Below are 18,985 nucleotides of genomic sequence, written 5' to 3' on the forward strand. Positions count from 1 at the left end.
AAATAAAGCCCCTAGCACTAACACTAGAGGCTTTGCGCTTCCAAAGGCGATCGCTCGTCATCAAAAGCGAAGTCGTCAGTGTTACTTTCCAACTGTGCTGATTAAGTTCAGTTCTCTAGAAAGGAATTGAAGCAGCAGGGGTTGAGCTGATTGCACAAAGAAATGGTCGCCGGGAAGCATTTGTAGCGAGAATTTAGCACTTGTCTGCTGTTGCCAAGCCTCAAGACGCTCAACGCTGACTTTGACATCCTGCAAACCACCAAAAGCAGTGATAGGACACTGAAGCGGCGGTTCGGCAGCATAAACATAAGTTTCAAGAACGGCAAAATCTGCCCGGAGGATGGGGAGAAGCAGTTCCATCAGTTCCACATTCTCTAGTACTGCTTCGGGAGTCCCGTTAAGACGGCGCAGTTCCTCGATAAAAGCGGGTTCTGGCAGAGCATGGATGGGCGGCTCTTTTGCCGGGAGTTGAGGGGCGCTGCGACCGGATACAAACAGATGGACTGGACTGATCCCATACTTTCTGCGGAGTAGACGAGCCACCTCGAAGCTGACGAGTGCCCCCATGCTGTGACCGAAGAAGGCAAATGGCTTGTCTAAGTATGGCAAAAGGGCGTGCGCGATCGCCTGCACCAGAGGTAAAGCCTGAGTAAATGGCGCTTCCAAAATCCGCTTTCCTCGTCCGGGAAGTTCGACAGCACAAACTTCGACACCCACAGGTAGACCCTGAGACCAGGTGCGAAAATTGAGCGCCCCACCACCAGCATAGGGAAAGCAGAACAGGCGCAGGCTGGAGAGAGGATTTGGCTTAGGACAATACATGATTGTTAAGGGTTGTTGCAGCGAATTCACCCACTGGGGGAGCATCCAGCAAACCGTTATCAATTAGGTAGGAAAAGTAGGGCGCAAACAACTCAGCCTCTAAGGGCGGACAAACAATAGAAGAACCGGCAAGCCCGTCTAGGGTATTCTGACAGTCAAACTGTAAAATTGCCGGAGTGGAGGCTGGTTCTTGTGATGTTGGTTGATTCATAAAATCCACTAGCGGAGACAAGGCATTTCCTGAAGATTTTTGAGCAGCCTCTAGTAGTTCGCCGTGCCACTGATCGTATGAAATTTCCCGAAGGGGATAGCCAAACGAGCGAACCCAATTAATAACCTGGTTCCAATGGGCGGGATAGGGATTGACGATGTGGAAATCCTTGTTTAAGGATTCTTTTTGCCTGGATAGATAAGCGATCGCTCTACTCGCATAATCTATCGGAACTAAATTCACCATTGCATCACGCTTGGGAACGCTACCGAGTTGGATGCAACCTTTTACCCATCTGAAGGTATTATCGCTTTTGTTGCAAAGCCCGGTTTGGCTATGCCAGGATATCCGTCCGGGTCTGTAAATACAGACCGGAATTCCGCGATCGCGTGCAATCGTTGCTAACTTTTCGGCAACCCATTTACTCTGAGCGTAACCAGTATCTATCACTTCCTCAGGATTGATAGAATCCTGTTCTCGAATGACCCTGACTCCAGAACCGCCCGCCGGAGAAACAGCATTAGTGCTAGAAATAAAATGCACTGGCTTAAGTTTAATTAAACTTGCCAATCTCAAAACTTCCTGAGTTCCCAGTACATTGGCGGCTTTAAGGGCAGAGTATGGGTAAGTAAAATTAACTAAGGCACCATTGTGATAGATGACATCGATTTGACTAGCCATGTCTCGAAATTGTTCATCCGAAAGCCCTAAAAGCGGTTTAGACAGCTCTCCCATAATCGGGATAATTCTGGAGCTGAAATTTTCATCCCAAAGTGAGTAGGATTCCAGGCTATTTTGTAGCCGTTCTTTCCCAGACTCTGCATTAGTAGCACGTACCAGACAATAGATATCTGCTTGTGTTTGTTGCAAAAGTTCGGAGAGTAAAAAAGCTCCTAAAAACCCAGTTGCTCCAGTTAAAAAGATGCAACTTTGTTCAGTGACTAACTCAACAGGTATAGAGTCAGGACGAATTGTCGGATCTAGGACAGCTTCAGCGTCTAGATTTAAATTCGAGGCGGGAGAAACAAAAGGAATAACTCCCTGTTTCATTTCGATGTTTTTCCCTAAATTGGCGATGGCAGGAGCATCAAAAAAATCGCGCAAGGTCAGTTCTATCTGGAAAGTTTCTCGCACCTTGGCAAGTAACTGAGGGATGAGTAAAGAGTGTCCCCCTAGGTCGAAGAAATTGTCATAAATCCCGACCTTTTGAAGTTTGAGAAGGTGAACCCAAATTCCGGCAAGTACCTCCTCAACGCTGTTGCGAGGAGCTACAAACGTATCTGCTACGGGTTTTATTGTCTCCGGTGCTGGCAGTGCCAAACGGTCTATTTTGCCATTTGGGGTGAGTGGCAACGCTTTCAGTATCACGAAAGCAGAAGGCACCATGTATTCGGGTAGCTTCTCTTTGAGGAAGGAACGCAGCTCGTTATCGTTAATGAGTGCTGAATTTGAAACGATATAAGCTACTAAACGCTGTCCCACATCCTCTCGCAGCAAAACAATACTCTGGCGTACCCCAGGATGTTGCGACAGTACCGTTTCAACTTCCCCTAACTCAACGCGGAAACCCCGAAGCTTCACCTGGTCGTCAATTCGTCCCAGAAACTCGATATTTCCATCTGGCAAATAGCGAGCCAAGTCTCCAGTTTTGTAAAGGCGGGATTCAGACCTCTCCTCCAACCCCTCCCCTACTAGACGAGGGGTGTAACTCTCCCCCTTCTCTTGCAGGGAAGTCTGTTGGGGGGTTAGGTTTTGATTAAACGGGTTGGCAATAAACTTTTGCGCTGTGAGTTCCGGTCGATTCAGATAACCACGCGCCAAACCAGCACCGCCGATGTATAACTCACCCGGTACGCCAATGGGAACTGGCTGAAGATGAGCATCCAAGATATAAATCTGCGTGTTCGGGATTGGACGACCTAGAGGAACTGTTTCAGAATTTCGCTCCGCTTTCTGACCTGCTACCTGATAGGTAAGTACGCCTACTGTTGCTTCTGTTGGCCCGTAATGGTTGAAGATTTGGCAGTTGGAAGCTAGTTTTTGAATTGTCTCAATCAAATTCCAAGTTAAAGCTTCACCACCAAGGATTAATCGCTTTCTAGGTAAGATGTGCGCGGGGTTAGAAGCTGTCAGTAAAGCCGATAGGTGAGAAGGAACAATTTTGAGGCAATCAATGGGATGTTTTTGAAAGTAATTTGTCAGTGCTTCTGGGTCAGTTGCGCGTTCTTGGGAGACTATATGGAGACACCCACCCGTACACAAAGCCGGGAAAAGAACTGTATGACCTAAATCGGCAGCGAAGGTGGAAATAATGGCATAACTAGCACCTGCTGGTAAATCTAGTCTATTAATAATACCGTTGACGTAATTCAGCAGTTGTTGATGCTCGACGGCAACTCCTTTAGGTGTGCCAGTGGAACCGGAGGTGTAGATTACATAAGCCAGGTTTGAGGGCTTTTGAATGGAGTTTTGACTTTCGACTTCTATGGTTTCCCAATCTGTATCCAGACATACGACCTTGGCGCTGTGTTGGGGAATTTCTAAAAACTGTTTTTGAGTTAACAACACTGGCACTTGAGCATCTTGCAACATCAAGGCGAGGCGTTCTTTTGGCATTGCCGGATCTAGCGGTAGATATGCACCGCCTGCCTTGAAAATGCCTAGCATTCCCATCACCATTTCTAGAGAACGTTCAACGCAAATACCAACGACGACCTCTGGTTTAACTCCCAAGTTTTGCAGGTGATGCGCTATTTTGTTGGCACGATCGTTGAGTTCTCGGTAGGTTAATTGTTGATTTTCAAATACAACGGCAATGTTGTCTGGCGTGCGTTCTACTTGTTCTTCAAACAGTTGGTGGATGCACTTGGATTGGTGGTAATCAGTTTGAGTGTTGTTGAATTCAACTAATAATTCGTGTTGAGAGCGATCGCTCAGTATATTTAACTCACCAATTGCGGTTTCTGGGCTGTTAGCAGCACTTTCCACTAAGCTATGAAATTGTTCTGCCAAGGCTTGAATCGCCTCTATACCGATGATGCCAGCATCATAGTCAAACTTGGCACTCAGCGACTCATCCCGACGCACGCAAGAGAGTTTGACTTTGAAGCGCTCGCAGCAGACGTACTGCTGGTAAATCGCAAATGATAAATCGCTAGCAGAATACTTGTTTAGCTGTTCTTCAAACTCGAAACCGAAGGGAAAGCCGGATAAGGTTGCAGTGCTAATATTTTCCTGGCAGAAATACTCTTGCCAGTTATTGGCATCGTTTACAGACTGCTGAACTTGCTGTACGATTTCACTAAATCTCAAGCTGTCTTCTAGATGAGTGCGAAGCGGTAAGAATTTGGCAAACAGTCCTAGTGCTGGCTCCAATTCTTCATATTTTCGACCATTAAAAGCAGTGCTAACGATGATATCTGACTGTCTAGTTAGTCGCCAAAGTAGAGTTTTCCAGCAAGCGAGTAAGACGGCTGAAATAGAAGTATTGTATTTTTGCGAGATCGCTGTAATTTTGGTAACTAAATCTGGCTCAATCTGGTACTCAATTGACTTGGGTTTAAACTTAGCTGATAAAGCAAGCAGTTTTTTCTCTAAAGGTAGCTTCAAATTAGCTAAGTTAGAAAATTGCTGTTTCCAGTATTTTTTACCCGTTAAATCATCCTCATCCTCAAGCAATTGATTCTGCCACTCGGAAAATTGCACGTACTGCACAACTTCTTCCTCGGCTATTTCCTCACCTCGAAGACTGGCGGTGTATCCTTTGCTAATTTCTTGTACCAGATTCTTCAATGTCCAACTGTCGGCGCAAAGGGAAGGCAAAGTAACAATTAAAATATGTTGGTCATCCGACAGAGTAATTAGGGATGCACGCAGTCGCGAACCAGTAGGTTCGGAAGTAGAAATTGAGCATTTTTCTTCTTGAAGAATTACCTTTATTTTTGCTTCTTGTTCCTGGGAATTACAATCGCTTAAATTGATAGAACACCAAGAGGTTGCGTCGATGCGATCGCTGATAACTTGGATCGGTATTTTTATCCCTGGTTCTCGATGAAAACTTGTTCGCAGGATTTCGTGCCGATTGATAATTTGCTGAACAGCTTCTTTTAAAGCTGTTGTCTTGAGATTGCCTTCTATCAAAATTGCACATTGGGCGAAATAAGCGGCGCTATCTTGTTGCAATAACCAAAGATATTTTTGCTGAGGAGACAACCGAAATCCATTTATAGTTTGCATTTTTTAATGTTCTCACTACGTATGCTGCTTGCTTAATTTGTAAAAAAAGTTAGACTTGTTACCAAACAATATTTGGTTATAAAACCGCAAAAAATATTTGAATTTTTTGCCAGATTCTACTTAGGCGTTAAGATAAAAACGCAAAAGTTGCTAACTTTTTTTTGCGTTTTTTTGCGTTAAAAAGCCTCTCTCTTAATTTCTTGGTCAGTTGTCATTTCCCCCATCGCTACTACAATCTTCCGCGAACCTATAAATGGGTTACGGCTGTGTGCAGCCAACATATTGTCCAACATTAAGATGTCTCCTTCCTGCCAAGGAAAACTAACAGATGCCTGTTGATAGACCTCTTGAAGTTCTGCGATTACAGAATCCTCGATGGTAGTACCATCTCCGTAATAGACATTCCGGGGCAGGTTTTCTTCTCCAAATACAGATAATAAAGAGGCGCGGACTGCTGGATCTAAGCAGGAGACATGGTGCAAGAAAAGTTGATTAAAAAATACCGTTTCTCCTGTTTTTGGATGCTTGGATATCGCCGAACGAATTTGGCGAGTTCTCAACCCATTGTCTTCTCTCCACTCAAATTCGATTGCCGCTTTCCGGCAATAATCTTCCACGACATTTTTATCGGTGGTTCTAAAAAACTCTTGCCAGCTAACATCTAATCCATCTGTATAGTTGCGGACGTACATAATTTGCTTTTGGGCAAATCTTTCTTTAAGTTGGGAATCGAGTAGCTGGTAAACTTTGCGGCAGTCGATAATCGGAGTTTCTCCGCCTTGCTGTGCAGCTTTGACGCAGAAAAACCAAATTTTTAAAGGCCAACGGTGTAAATGCGAACTCTCGTTATGAAACAAGATAGATTTATCCGCCGGATAAGGAGTGGAACCGTAAACTTGTCCGCTAACTCCTTCTCGGGGTAAGTCTCCGTATTCTCCGAACAAATGGGGACAAATGGCTTGGGCAAATTGCTCAAAAACGGACACTAAAGGTTCGTTAAAGCCTCGAAACAGAATTCCTCCATGTTGTAATAGCTTGGTTTGGATTAAGTCTTGGTTATTTTTTGCCCAATCAACGATATCAACCTCTTTTACGGTAGGTTTGAGAATTAAGGGGAATGTTTCACCTACTTGTAAATATTCAGTTTTGACTAATTCGCCTTTGGGCAGAGTAATTGCTTTTGGTTTAATGTTCTTGAATTTGCTGAAGTTACTCTTTTCGTGTTTAGTTTCTTGCATTGCTTGTTGTTTCTTTTCAGCTTCGGTGAGTGTTTCTAAACGATTGAGTCGCGTATCCGGCTGTGCGACGATGCTGTTGAGGAGAGTTTCAAAATGAGCGGATAGGCGAGCGATCGCATCCGCATCAAATAAATCGGCGTTGTACTTCCAACTGCCAACAATGCCATCCTCTGTTTCAGACACGAATAGCACTAAATCAAATTTTGCTGTCCCGCCCTCTACTTCGATTGGGGTTAAAGTTAAACTCGAAAGTTCTAAAGTGGGTACGGGCGTATTTTGCATCACGAACAACACTTGAAACAGGGGAGTGCGGCTCAAATTTCTTTCAGGACGCAGTTCCTCGACCAACTTCTCAAAAGGCAAGTCTTGATGGACATAAGCTTTTAAAGTGATGTCGCGCACTCGCTTCAGCAACTCGCGGAAACTGGGGTTGCCACGCATATCGGTGCGTAAGACCAAAATGTTGACAAAGAAACCAATCAACGATTCAGTTTCAACTTGAGTGCGATTGGCGACATCGGTGCCAACAATGATGTCATCCTGACTGGTATAGCGGTGCAGCAGCGTCTGAAAGGTTGCTAGCAGTGTCATGAAGAGGGTTACATCTTCTTGGCGGCTAAGTACATTTAGTGCCCCAGACAGTTTTGGAGATAGCTCAAAGGATTGAATGCCAGCTTGAAAAGTAGAAGCAGCAGGTTGTTTGGCGGGTAGTTTCATCTGGGGCGGATTGTGACCTAACTGCTGCTTCCAGTAATCAAGCTTGGTTTCCAAAACTTCCCCTTGCAGCCATTGTCGTTGCCAAACTGCATAATCTGCGTACTGTATGGGCAATTCCGGTAGTGGCGAGGGTTTCCCGGCACAAAAGGCTTCGTAGAGGGTTGCCACTTCCCGAATCAGTACCCCCATAGACCAGCCATCAGCAATGATGTGGTGCATGGTTAGCAGTACCGCATTCTCTGCCTCATCCAGTTGTAATAACGTGACGCGCAGCAACGGCAATTGAGTGAGGTCGAAAGGTCGTTGCGCTTCCTCCGTAGCAAGTCGCAGCACCTCAGCTTCTCGTTCGGATGGTGGCAATCCCAGGTCTATTACTGTCAGTTTGAAAGCCGCAGAGGGGATAATTACCTGAATAGGTTGTCCTGCTTCTGTCGCAAAGATTGTCCTTAAAGCTTCGTGACGCTGGATAATCGCCTGAAAGCTTTGCTCTAGCGCTACGATATTGAGCGCACCAACCAGACGCACTGCTGCCGAAATGTTATAGGCAGAATCGCCTGGATTTAATTGGTCGAGGAACCACAATCGCTGTTGAGCAAAGGAAAGGGGCAGTTTTTCCTCCCGCGCAACTGGCACCAGAGGCGGAATTTGAAGATTTTCTTGGGCGCGACAAGCTGTTTCGATCCGTTCTGCCAACCCAGCGACTGTAGGCGACTCAAACAGAGAACGCAGGGGAATTTCAACTTGAAAGGCTTCCCGGAGGCGAGAAATTACCTGAGTTGCCAGCAGCGAGTGTCCGCCTAAGTCAAAGAAGCGATCGCGCATACCGACTTGCTCTAAACCGAGAACTTGAGTCCAAATCCCTGCGACAACTTCCTCAATGGCGGTGCGGGGAGCAATATAGGCGCTTTCTAACTCTGGTCTAGCGGTGTCGGGTTCTGGCAATGCGCGACGGTCAATTTTTCCGTTGGGTGTTAGAGGAATTGCCTCTAGCAGTAAAAAGCTAGAAGGCACCATGTAATTAGGTAGCTTCTCCTTGAGAAATGAGCGCAGTTGTGTGGGTGTTGTTGCAGCTTCCTCCTGCTTCGGGACGACATAAGCAACCAAACACTTGTCGCTAGAATTATCTTCTCTGGCAATCACTACAGCTTGCTGCACTGCTGGATGTTGGCTCAGTACCGCTTCAATTTCGCCCAACTCAATCCGGAAGCCACGCACTTTAACTTGGTGGTCGATGCGTCCCAAATATTCCAATTCACCATTCGGCAGATATCTCGCTAAATCTCCAGTTTTGTACAGTAATTCAGACTTTTCTGACTTCTCTAAAAATGGATTGGGAATGAACTTCTCGGCTGTCAGTTCAGGTCGATTTAGGTAGCCTCTGGATAAACCTTTCCCGCCGATATACAGTTCACCCGTAACACCCACAGGGACAGGCTGTAGATAACGGTCTAAGATGTAAACTTGCGTGTTGGCAATCGGACGACCAATGGAAACGCTAGCGTCGCTACTTTCAACCGGATGAATAGTAGACCAAATCGTGGTTTCGGTGGGGCCGTACAAGTTCCACAAGCGATCGCCCCGCACCAGTAATTGAGCGGCGAGTTGTCGCGGTAAGGCTTCGCCACCACAGAGGATTTTCAAGTTTTTGTTCCCCTGCCATCCTGCCGCCAAAAGCATTCGCCAAGTTGCAGGCGTTGCTTGCATGATGGTCGCCCCAGAATCGGTCAATGTTGTTAACAACTGTGCGCCGTCAGAGGCGATTTCACGGGTGGCTACAACAACGCGAGATCCTACAGTGATGGGGAGGAATATTTCCAGCGCCGCAATATCAAAAGATAAGGAGGTGACAGCTAATAAAATATCTAGCTGGTTTATTTCTAATTTCTGGCGCATAGAAATTAGAAAGTTGACGACACAGGCGTGGGAAATTTGTACGCCTTTGGGTCGTCCGGTTGAGCCGGAAGTGTAGATAACATAAGCTAATTTGGAGGGATTTTGAACTGAATTTAGACTACCGATTTGTAGGCTTTCCCAATCGTCCAAGCATACAACCTCGGCATTATGCGAGGGTAGGGTATTTAACAGCCGCTTTTGGGTTAATAACACCGAAACTTGAGCATCCTCTAACATGAAAGCAAGGCGCTCTGGCGGATATGCTGGATCTAGTGGAAGGTATGCTCCCCCTGCTTTGAGAATGCCCAGCAATCCGATTACCATTTCTAGGGAACGTTCTACACAAATCCCCACTAAAACTTCTGGCTTTACGCCAAGTTTCTGTAGATGATGTGCAAGTTGATTCGCCTTGGTGTTGAGTTCGGCGTAGGTGAGTTGTTGGTTTTCAAAAACAACTGCAACAGCGTCTGGTGTCCGTTCCACTTGCTCTTCAAACAACTCATGTAGACACCGATCTGTCGAGTCGTTTGTGTGAGTATTATTCCACTCTCCTAACAACTGATGCTGTTCGGTTTGCGTTAAAAATGGCAAAGTAGAGATTGCGCGATCGCTATTTGCAACAATACTTTCTAACAAGGTTTGAAAATGTCCTACCATCCGCTGGATGGTGCTGGCATCAAATAAGTCTTTGTTATACTCAAAGACGCCGATAAGACCTTCTGATTCCTGGGATAAATTGAGTACCAAATCGAACCTTGCCGTCTGGCTCTCCATCTCTTCAAGACTGAGCGTAACTCCCGGCAATTCTAAAGTTTGTGTCGGCACGTTACGCAGAGCAAACAACACTTGAAACAGCGGATTACGGCTCAAATCCCGATCCGGCTGCAACACTTCTACCAGCTTCTCGAAGGGCAAATCCTGGTGACTGTATGCTCCCAGTGCCACCTCGCGCACCCGTCCTAACAACTCCTTAAAAGTAGGATTATTCGATAAATCAGTACGCAAAACTAAAGTATTCGCAAAAAAACCAATAATTCCTTCCAGTTCGGCGCGGTTGCGGTTGGCAATTGGCGAACCAACTAAAATATCCTCCTGTCCGGTGTAGCGGTACAGCAAGGTTTTGAACGCCGCCAACAAAACAATGAATAAAGTCGCTCCTTGCTGCTGACCGACTTTAGTTAGTCCCTCAGTCAGCGCCTTGGACAAGACGAATTTTTCCTCTCCGCCTTGGAAGGTTTGCACCGCAGGTCGCGATCGGTCTGTCGGCAAATCTAGTACGGGAAGATTGCCTCCTAATTGCTTTTTCCAATAAGCAATCTGGGTTTCTAAAACTTCTCCTTGTAGCCACTGTCGCTGCCAAACTGCAAAGTCTGCATATTGGATACTTAATTCAGGAAGGAGTGTAGAGACGTTGCGGGGTGTAGAGACGCGATTAATCGCATCTCTACAAGCGAAAGCTTTATAAAAGGTGGCTAACTCTTGAATAAATATCGCCATTGACCACCCATCTGAGACGATGTGGTGCATCGTGAATAAGACCACATACTCGAATTCGCTCAAATGCAGTAAACTAACCCGTAGCAAAGGTGCCTGTGTGAGGTCAAAGGGTTTTTGTGCTTCTGCGGTGGCGAATTGCCGTACTGCTTGCTCCCCTTCGGTGTTGGAAAGTTCCCGCAAATCGATGACTGGAAGCGTTAATTTCAAATCTGGGGTAATGACTTGAACAGGTTGCCCATTTACTGTTGTGAAGGCAGTCCGTAGGACTTCGTGACGCTCAATAATTGCGTTGAGACTTTGTTCCAGAGCGATCGCATCCAGCGTTCCCTCAACCCGCACAGCCGCAGGGATGTTATAGCTGGTATTTCCTGGCTCTAATTGGTCAAAAAACCACAACCGCTGTTGGGCAAATGACAAGGGAAACGAGTTAGATTCCCGGTTTTGGCGTGGTATTTGGGTTGGTGCAATCGGCTCTTTTTTCTGATTCAGCCGTTTTAGCAGCAATTCGCGTTTTTCTGGAGAAAGTCCGGCGATGCGAACGACGAAGTCGTCGCGCTTCGCTTCGCTTAAATTACTCATTTGCCTACTCCTTCCTTAGCCAAAACTTCTCGAACTTCTTCCTCCGATATTTCATCTAGCTCTGCTAACATCTGAGCCATCATTTCCTCATCGGTCTGTTCAGCGAGTTTTTGCGCGATCGCGACTGCTAAATCCGCGACAGTGGGAGAGTCGAAAAACTGCCGCAAGGGAAACTCCACATTAAAGGCGTCACGTAATCGGGAAATCACCTGAGTTGCTAGCAGCGAATGTCCTCCTAGCTCGAAAAAATTGTCGTAAATACCCACTTGTTCAATCCCAATCGCTTCAGCCCAAATTCCAGCTATTACCTCCTCAACATTGGTGCGGGGAGCAACAAACGTTCCTGCTAACTCTGGGCGAATTTGCTCAGGTGCTGGCAGTTTTTTTCGATCCACTTTCCCGTTAGCCGTTAAAGGCAGAGTCTTTAAAATCACAAAAGCAGAAGGTATCATGTATTCCGGCAACTTCGCCTTTACAAAAGAACGTAAGTCACCCATTAGATTTGATTGAGTAGATTCTTCTCTACTTCCCTGCTGCTGACTGAAAACCGAATAAGCAACTAAACGCTTGTCCCCAGACACATCCTCCCGAACTACAACTACAGCCTGTTCTACGCCTGGATGCTGCTTTAGCACCGCCTCAATTTCTCCCAGTTCGATACGGAATCCCCGGATTTTTACCTGATGGTCAATTCGGCCTAGAAACTCAATGTTTCCATCCGGTAAATAGCGAGCCAAGTCTCCAGTTTTATAAAGTTTTGAGTTTTGAGTTTTGAGTTTTGAGTTTTCTTCTGACTCCTGACTTTTGATATCAAATCCGTTTACCGCATCAGGAAAGCACCCCACCCCCAACCCCTCCCCGCAGGCGGGGAGGGGAGCCGGAGCCGTAGGCTGTGGCGGGGTGGGGTTCAGAGGGAATGCTGGTTCATGAAGGGAACTTGATATGACTGCTGAATTATTGAAAAATGGGTGGGAAATGAATCTTTTGGCGGTTAGTTCCGGCTGATTTAAATAGCCTCGCGCTAAACTCTCTCCACCAATGTAAATCTCGCCAGATACACCAATAGGCACAGGCTGGAGATGATTATCTAGGATATAAATTTGGGTATTTGCTAAAGGACGACCGAGTGGAACTGTCTTTGAAACATTAGCTACGTTCCCACTCTCCACCTGATAGGTAAGTACGCCGACCGTTGTTTCTGTTGGCCCGTAGTGATTGAGAATGCGACATGAGGGAGCTAAGTTCTGGACTTTCTCAATCAAACCCCAATTAGATGCTTCTCCACCCAAAATTAATCGCTGGCGAGGCAAAACAAATTCTGGTTGAGAGGATGCCAGTAAAGCCGATAAATGAGAAGGAACTATCTTGAGGCAATCAATTGGATGCTGTTGAAAATATTGCGAGAGCGCTTCAGCATCCGCAGCGCGATCTTGGGAGATGATATGCAGACATCCTCCCGTACACAAAGAGGGGAATAAGACTGTATTTCCCAAGTCGGCAGCAAAGGTAGAAACCATTGCGAAACTGGCACCATCGGGAAGATCCAATCTTTCCAAAATGCCATTGAGATAGTTAAGAATTTGCCGATGTTCAATCGCAACACCTTTGGGTGTTCCCGTAGAGCCAGAGGTGTAAATTACATAGGCAAGATTTTCGACTGTTGCAACTGATTCTAAGTTGCGATCCGAAGGCTGCGCGGTAGCGCAATCGCTCTCTTGTTGCATTTGCGACTCGGAATCTAAGCAGAAAACGGTAGCTGTCGAGTCGGGAAGGTTTTTGACTAACTGTTGTTGCGTTAACAACACCTTTGCCTGAGTATCTTGCAGGATGAACGCTAGACGATCCGATGGCAAGGTGAGATCTAGGGGGATATAAGCTCCCCCAGCCTTCAGCACTCCCAACAGTCCAACAACCATCTCTAGGGAGCGTTCTAGATAAAGACCGACTAAAACTTCTGGTGCAACACCCAGCTTTCGCAAGGAATGAGCGAGTTGGTTTGCGCGTTGATTTAACTGTTGATAAGTGAGTTGTTCGCCTTCGTAAACGAGCGCGATCGCGTCCGGCGTTTTTTCAACCTGTTGCTCAAATCGTTGATGTATTCCCTGAAATTGAGGAAAATCAATCTTGGTATTGTTAAACTCAATTAGAAGTTGCTGGCGTTCTACGTTGCTGAGAATACCTAACTCACTAATCGCAACATCTGGAGTTTCGAGGATACTATCAACTAAAGTGCTAAAGTTTTCAGCTAATCGCTGAATATCCGCTTCATCAAATAAGTTTGCGTCGTAGTGGAACTCGATACTCAAAGAGTCATCCCGCTCAACGCCAGCCAGTTTGATTTTGAAGCGGTCAATACAGGTGTAAAGCCGTTCAATTGAAAAGGTAACACCAGCAGCAGAACACTTAGCAAGTGACTGATTAAATTCAAAACAAACTGGAAAAAAGGATGAATCAGCCGAGGCATTCAAATCCCAGCTAAAGTATTCTTGCCATTGGTAAACTTCTTGCTGCGCCTGATGAACTTTTTGCAGTAAGTCAACAAATGAAAGCTTTGGTTCTAAATGGCTTTGAATCGGTAAATATTTGGCAAACAATCCCAGCGCTGATTCCAATTCCTCGTATTTTCGACCATCGAAAGCTGTCCCAATTACCAAACAGCCAGATTTGGTGAGCCGCCAAAGCAAAATTGTCCAGCAAGTCAGAAGAAATGACGACACAGTTCCATTCTTACTCACGAATGCTGTTATTTCGGCTAATCGGTCGGGATTGATTGTCTTTGTAATAAATCGCGGTTGAAAATTTGCTGGTTCTGAAACTAACTTTTCAAACGGTAGCTCGATATTTAACCGTGCAAAAAAGTCTTGTTTTCCCCAATAGTTTCGTCCCGCTTCCGTGTCTTCTCCTTCTAGCAATTCATTCTGCCATTCGGAGATATCTGCATACTGCATTATTTCATCGTCGAGTTCCGTACCGAGACAGCAAGCAGCGTATGTCCGGCTAATTTCTTTTGCTAAATGCTGTAAAGTTGCAGCATCGGCACAAAGACCCGGTAAATTAATCAGCAAAATATGCTTCTGCTCGGACAGAGTAATTAAGGATAGGTGTAATAGCGAATCTTGCTCAAAATTGCAGTGTTCATTACTTATTTTGTTAAAAAGCGCTTCCAGTTGTTTTTTTTGCTCTTGGATATTGCTAGAACTCAAATCAATAGATTGCCAGTTAATAGGGCTGCTATCTGAAATAACTTGTAAGGGAATCGTCATTCCAGGTAGACAGCGAAAATGGGTGCGAAGGATTTCATGTCGATTAACAATTTTTTGCAAGGATGCTTTCAACATCTCTACATTAAGAACGCCTTCAATTGAAAGATAGCACTTCGCTTGATAAGCTTGAAGTGAATTAAGTTGTTGCAAACCCCACAGGCGCTTTTGTTGAGGAGATATTTGAAAGCCTTGAATGATTCCATTTTGCATTTCTAGAACTTTATTATCCATTTTTAAAACTCATCTATTCTGGATTAAATATGTTTACTGCTAAAAGGTTCAGCCATACCTACAACAACTTTGCGCGAACCAATGAAGGGTGTTCTTCCATGAGCCGTTAACATATTGTCAAGCATCAGAATATCTCCTGCTTGCCAAGGAAACATCACCGTTTCTTGGCGATAAGCAGAGCGAATTTCCTCCAAAGCTTCCGGTTCAATGGGGGAACCATCTCCGTAATAAGTGTTGTAGGGAAGCTCAATTTCCGAAAATGCTAACAATGCTTGACGAACTTTTGGTTCTAGAGTTGATACGTGAAAGAAAGCTGCATGATTAAACCAAACTGTTTCGCCAGTTTTCGGGTGGTTAACTACCGCCGGACGAATTTGGCGAGTTCGCAGCTTGTCGCCTTCTTTCCACTCCATCTCAATACCGTTCTCATGACAGTATGCTTCGACAACGGTTTTATCTGAAGTTTGAAACGCTTTTTGCCAGGGAAGTCCGAGTCCACCGCTAAAGTTGCGAACATACATCACTTGTTTTTGGAGAAAGCGATCGCGTATTTTAGGGGAAATGCGATCGCAGACTTTCCGAATATCCGCTATTGGCGTTTCTCCACCTTGTTCCGCAGGCTTTACGCAGTGGAAATAAACTTTTAAAGGCCATATATTGGCGTAGGAAAGTTCACTGTGAAGAAAGATAGTTTGGTCGGCTGGATAGTCGGTGGAAGTATAAACATTGTCCTTCACCAGAGTGCGCGGTGATGAACCCTCTTGATACGGTAAAAGTTTACCATCAGAACTGGCTTTAACAAACTGCTCAAATACTTCAATGCTATTAATTTTAAAGTTGCGGAAGAGGATTCCCCCACAATTGGGAAGTTGAGTTTCAATGAATAAACGATTATTTCGCGCCCAACTAATTAAATCCAAACCGTCTACTATTGGTTCGATAACGAGCGGTAAAGGTTGGTTAGGTTGCAGGGGTGCTACTTGAATCAATTCGCCTTCAGAGACAGTAATTGATTTTCTCTGGGCAGTCCCTATTTTTTTAAGGCTGAGTTTGAGCGATTTTGGGATGTTCATTGTCATACTGAGTTTATTGCAGAAAATTGTGTGTAACTCCCTTAATAACCTCTCCCCAACCCCTCTCCTCCTGGGAGAGGGACTTCCGACTCCCCCTTCCCTGCAAGGGAAAGGGGCTGGGTGAATATGGTTCTATCCATGCAGTGCCTTGCGTTTAACTCGCTTTAACTTTTGCAGGCTAGTTTGTGCGAGTTCTTTTTCTTGAGCGATTTGCTGTTGTTGTTCGGCTTGCGTAATTATTGCTGCAAGTTGTTCTAATTTAATCTCTGGTTGTGCTACAACTTGGCGCACAATAGCTTCTAAATGTCCGACGATTCGAGCAATCGTTGCAGCATCAAATAACTCGGCTTTGTACTCGAATGAGCCTTTCAAACCTGTGGGTGTCTCCGTTAAACCCAGCCTTAAGTCGTATCGCGCGATACCGCTGTAAAACTCAACTGGACCCAGGGTTAAATCTGGAAGTTTTACGTCTGGGATGGGGGCATTTTCCAGCGCAAACCAGACTTTAAATAAGGGAAATTCACTTTGTTTGCGATTGGGCTGTAACGCTTCTACTAGCTTTTCAAACGGCAAATCTTGGTGAACATAAGCGCCTAAAGTGACTTCGCGCACCCGCGCTAATAATTCTCGAAAGCTGGGATTTCCAGATAAATCAGTGCGAAGAACTAAGGTATTGACAAAGAAGCCAATTAGTGGCTCTAGTTCAACGCGATCGCGATTGGCAATTGGGGAGCCGATGAGGATATCTTGCTGTCCCGTGTAGGCGTAGAGCAAGGTTTTGAACGCCGCCGAAAGCGTCATAAATAAGGTAGCTCCTTCCCGCTGACTAAAAGCTTGAATTGCATCGCTCAAATCTTTGGGGAAAGCAAAATTATGGATGGCACCTCGATTTGACTGAACGGCGGATCTAGGGCGATCGCTCGGTAATTCTAATGGTAAAGTACCGCTTAATTGCTGTTTCCAATAACTCAAATGCTTTTCCAGCACCTCTCCTTGGAGATATTGCCGCTGCCAAACCGCAAAATCAGCATATTGAATCGGTAACTCAGGCAACAAGGAAATTTCCCCAGTCGTAAAAGCTTTGTAGAGTTCAGTCACTTCTTGCAGCAGCACCCCAATTGACCACAAATCGAAGATGATATGGTGCAGGACGAGAACTAAAATATGTTCTTCCTCACCGAGTTGCAGCAGTTGAATCCGAAACAGCGGTGCTTGAGTTAAATCGAAAGGTTTTAATGCTTCCTGGGCAATTAGTTGTTGAATTTTTCCTTCTCGATCCGCCTCTATAAATGCTTGCAAGTCGATAACAGGAAATGTCACTGTCATACTAGGAGCAATTTCTTGAATCGGTTGCCCTTCCATCACGAAACGGGTGCGTAATATTTCGTGTCGCCGAACAATTTCGTTAAAGCTTTGTTCTAGCGCCGCCACATCTAATTGTCCTACTAGGCGAACTGGTGCAGGAATATTATAGTCAGGCGAACCGGGTTCCAGATTATCGAGAAACCACAGCCGTTGTTGGGCAAAAGATAGCGGTAGTGGCTGATTGCGGGAAACACGCGGAATGGAACTAGAATCTGTTTGTTTTGCTTGTTGAGTTGAGAAAATTACTTCAGCTAATTCTGCAACAGTTGGTGACTCAAATAAAGTCCGTAGCGGTAATTCGACTTTGAGAGTTTCCCGCAGCCGGGAAGTTACTTGCATAGCGAGTAGTGAGTGACCACCTAATTCAAAAAAGTTATCAGAGGAACCTACCTGCTGTAGATTTAGAATTTGGGCATAAATATTGGCAACTGCTTGTTCAATGGGTGTACGCGGCGCAACAAAGGTTTTTTCCAATTCTGGGCGGACTTGGCTGAGAGTAATGAGCGATCGCCTATCGATTTTACCATTCTGATTTAGGGGAAATTCTTCCAGCAGGATAAAGTTAGAAGGCACCATATATTCCGGCAGCTTTTTCTGCAAATAATCGCGCAATTGAGGAACTAATTCATGAGTTAGCTTTCCTTGCAGCGGATTATTTGCATAGTTTCTCCAAGGTTTTACTTTGCCACTTGTTTCCAAAAATGCTGGTAATTTGTCTGGAGATGCCAAGTTTTTATACACAAATACTGCATCATAATGGTCGCCGGAATAATTAAGGTGAATGCAGTAAGATAAGTCTTGACCTAGAGCCAGAATCTCTTCAGGTTCAATCCCCTCTTCCGTATTGCTTTCTCGCAGTAAATTCCGCAAGTCGGCAACAGTTCCTCCTCCATCATTTTTAGCTAGCAATTCTAAAGTTTTCATCTCAGATACCAGACGGGCATTAGGAATTCCCGTGATTCCCAAAATCTCTGGGTTGGTTTCTTCCAGTAACTGACGAATACCAAGAGTCGGATTTTGCTTCTGCCAATTTAGCCAAGGGAAATCTTGCAAACAATCGACTTCAGCACCGACTCGAAGAATCACATCGTAGCGAAACTTGGTCAATTCATTTTGGTATTTACCTGGTTTCAGTTGAATTTGGACGTGACTAATTCTGGAAAATTCATGCTTCAGTGCCCTGAAAAATTCCGGATCGATAATTAGTTCCTGCTCTTGTTGTAAGCGTTTTTGAATCCGCTGCCGTAATTCAGTTATAGAAAGGTTAGAGGGAGCTTGATGCAGTTGTACAGAAGTATGGAAAGCTTCTAATAGCGGCAAACTACGCACATCCCCAATGAAGATAGAACCACCTGGTTTCACAGCATTTACAGCGCCTTCCAAGACGCGCAACAGATAGTCAGTGCTGGGGAAATACTGAATCACGGAGTTAATAATCACCACGTCGAAGGCACCCGCTTCTATTCCCTCAAAGTTATCTGCCAGTCGTCTATCTAGCGTTACTTGGGGCAGGTTTTGCGTTGTTAATTGCTGCTGAATATAGTCAAGTGCAGATTGAGAGAAGTCGGTGCCCAAGTAATGGGAACAATGAGGCGCAATGGGGAACAAAAGTAGACCAGAACCACAACCAATTTCAAGAATGCGAGAGGGTTTTAAGGCGAGAATTTGCTCAACAGTGCTGTCAACCCAAATCCGCATTTCTTCGGCGGGAATTGGTAAGCCTGTATAGCTACTATTCCAACCACTAATATTCAAAGTATCTTCCTGAATATTGGAATTTTGGTGATAAGTCTTTTCAAAGACTGTTTTCCATTCCGATACCTGCTCAGAATGCCATTGTGTTTCTGGCAATTTATCTGA

At 45.2% G+C, this 18,985-nt stretch carries 6 protein-coding genes; all 6 read right to left on the bottom strand.

Annotated elements, in window-relative coordinates:
* Positions 1–81: 81 nt before the first annotated feature.
* The 6 genes from NC997_RS03115 to NC997_RS03140 all read right to left on the bottom strand — a co-directional run bounded on the left by NC997_RS03115 (position 82) and on the right by NC997_RS03140 (position 18,823).
* A complete protein-coding gene (locus tag NC997_RS03115) occupies positions 82–822 on the bottom strand; it encodes a thioesterase II family protein (protein WP_190526737.1) in 741 nt (246 codons plus the stop codon).
* Complete coding sequence (locus tag NC997_RS03120; RefSeq protein WP_190526661.1) at positions 809–5,269, bottom strand: non-ribosomal peptide synthetase; 4,461 nt, start codon at positions 5,267–5,269, stop codon at positions 809–811. Before NC997_RS03120 ends, NC997_RS03115 begins: the two co-directional genes overlap by 14 nt.
* Positions 5,270–5,445: 176 nt before the next feature.
* Complete coding sequence (locus NC997_RS03125; RefSeq protein ID WP_190526663.1) at positions 5,446–11,193, bottom strand: non-ribosomal peptide synthetase; 5,748 nt, start codon at positions 11,191–11,193, stop codon at positions 5,446–5,448.
* The gene (locus NC997_RS03130; RefSeq protein WP_190526665.1) at positions 11,190–14,687 is read right to left on the bottom strand and encodes a non-ribosomal peptide synthetase; all 3,498 of its coding nucleotides are present in this window, start codon (positions 14,685–14,687) and stop codon (positions 11,190–11,192) included. The genes NC997_RS03125 and NC997_RS03130 overlap by 4 nt, the downstream gene beginning before the upstream one ends.
* A 23-nt stretch (positions 14,688–14,710) precedes the next feature.
* Entirely contained in the window at positions 14,711–15,760 is a 1,050-nt protein-coding gene (locus tag NC997_RS03135) for a TauD/TfdA family dioxygenase (RefSeq protein WP_190526667.1), read from the bottom strand.
* A 132-nt stretch (positions 15,761–15,892) separates the two neighbouring features.
* Complete coding sequence (locus tag NC997_RS03140; RefSeq protein ID WP_242031340.1) at positions 15,893–18,823, bottom strand: condensation domain-containing protein; 2,931 nt, start codon at positions 18,821–18,823, stop codon at positions 15,893–15,895.
* Between the last annotated feature and the right edge of the window lie 162 nt (positions 18,824–18,985).

This window comes from Trichocoleus sp. DQ-A2 (assembly GCF_039961915.1).
In the GTDB taxonomy this organism is placed as follows: Bacteria; Cyanobacteriota; Cyanobacteriia; order Cyanobacteriales; family FACHB-T130; genus FACHB-T130.